General features: G+C 74.0%; 1 protein-coding gene. It reads right to left on the bottom strand.

Translation table 11 applies throughout. The annotated features are described in order from the left end of the window. Positions 1-98: 98 nt before the first annotated feature. Positions 99-1,575 (bottom strand): cobaltochelatase subunit CobN (locus ACYVE9_RS26100; protein WP_461030360.1); only part of this gene is annotated, 1,477 nt, incomplete at its 5' end.

Here is a 1,575-nt window from a genome sequence, read left to right as displayed (position 1 = left end):
CTTGTCGCTGCCCGACTGAAGGAGGCGCACCCGCCTGAGCGCGCGCGCTGAGCCCGCGGACGCCGCAGCGCCCGCGCGCTCAGCGCCCGCGCGCTCGGTCAGTCGTCGCCCTCCAGGTCCCCCTCGGACTCCAGGTACGCCTGGCGGAGGGCCTCCAGGGTGGCCGGGTCGGGCTTGGCCCACATGTTGCGGGACTCCGCCTCCAGCAGCCGCTCGGCGATGCCGTGCAGCGCCCACGGGTTGGCCTGCTGGAGGAACTCGCGGTTCTCCGGGTCCAGTACGTAGGTCTGGGCGAGCTTGTCGTACATCCAGTCGGCGACGACACCCGTCGTGGCGTCGTACCCGAAGAGGTAGTCGACGGTGGCGGCCAGCTCGAACGCGCCCTTGTAGCCGTGCCGGCGCATCGCCGCGATCCAGCGCGGGTTGACGACGCGGGCGCGGAACACCCGGGAGGTCTCCTCGACGAGGGTGCGGGTACGGACCGTCTCCGGCCGGGTGCTGTCGCCGATGTACGCCTCCGGGGCGGTGCCCTTCAGCGCGCGCACGGTGGCGACCATGCCGCCGTGGTACTGGAAGTAGTCGTCGGAGTCGGCGATGTCGTGCTCGCGGGTGTCGGTGTTCTTCGCCGCCACCGCGATGCGCTTGTACGCGGACTCCATCTCGGCCCGGGCGGGCCGGCCGTCCAGCTCCCGGCCGTAGGCGTAGCCGCCCCACACGGTGTAGACCTCGGCCAGGTCGGAGTCGGTGCGCCAGTCGCGGCTGTCGATGAGCTGGAGCAGTCCGGCGCCGTACGTGCCGGGCCGGGAGCCGAAGATGCGGGTGGTGGCCCGGCGTTCGTCACCGTGCTCGGCCAGGTCGGCCTGGGTGTGGGCGCGGACGAAGTTCTGGTCGTCCGGCTCGTCCAGCCCGGCGACGAGCCGGACCGCGTCGTCGAGCAGGCCGGTGACGTGCGGGAACGCGTCCCGGAAGAAGCCGCTGATGCGCAGCGTCACGTCGATCCGGGGGCGCCCCAACTCGTCGAGGGGCACGGCCTCCAGGCCGGTGACGCGGCGGGACGCCTCGTCCCACACCGGGCGCACCCCGAGCAGCGCCAGCGCCTCGGCGATGTCGTCGCCGGAGGTGCGCATCGCGCTCGTCCCCCACAGCGACAGGCCCACCGACGTCGGCCAGTCGCCGTTGTCGGCGCGGTAGCGCTCCAGCAGCGAGTCGGCCAGCGCCTGGCCGGTCTCCCAGGCGAGGCGGCTGGGCACCGCCTTGGGGTCGACGGAGTAGAAGTTGCGGCCGGTGGGCAGCACGTTGACCAGGCCGCGCAGCGGCGATCCGGACGGCCCGGCGGGCACGAACCCGCCGGCCAGGGCGTGCACCGCGTGGTCGATCTCGTCGGTGGTCGCGGCGAGCCGCGGCACCACCTCGCGGGCGGCGAACTCCAGGATGTCGGTGACGCCCTGCCGCTGTTCAGCGGGCACGTCGGCAGTGACCGAGGCGACGGCGGACGGCTCCCAGCCGGCGTCCTCCATGGCCTGCACCAGCACGCGGGCGCGCTCCTCGGCGTCGTCGGCGCCGGTGCGGGTGGCG

It is taken from the genome of Streptomyces sparsus (assembly GCF_054776295.1).
This window is presented reverse-complemented; position numbering and strand designations above follow the sequence as displayed.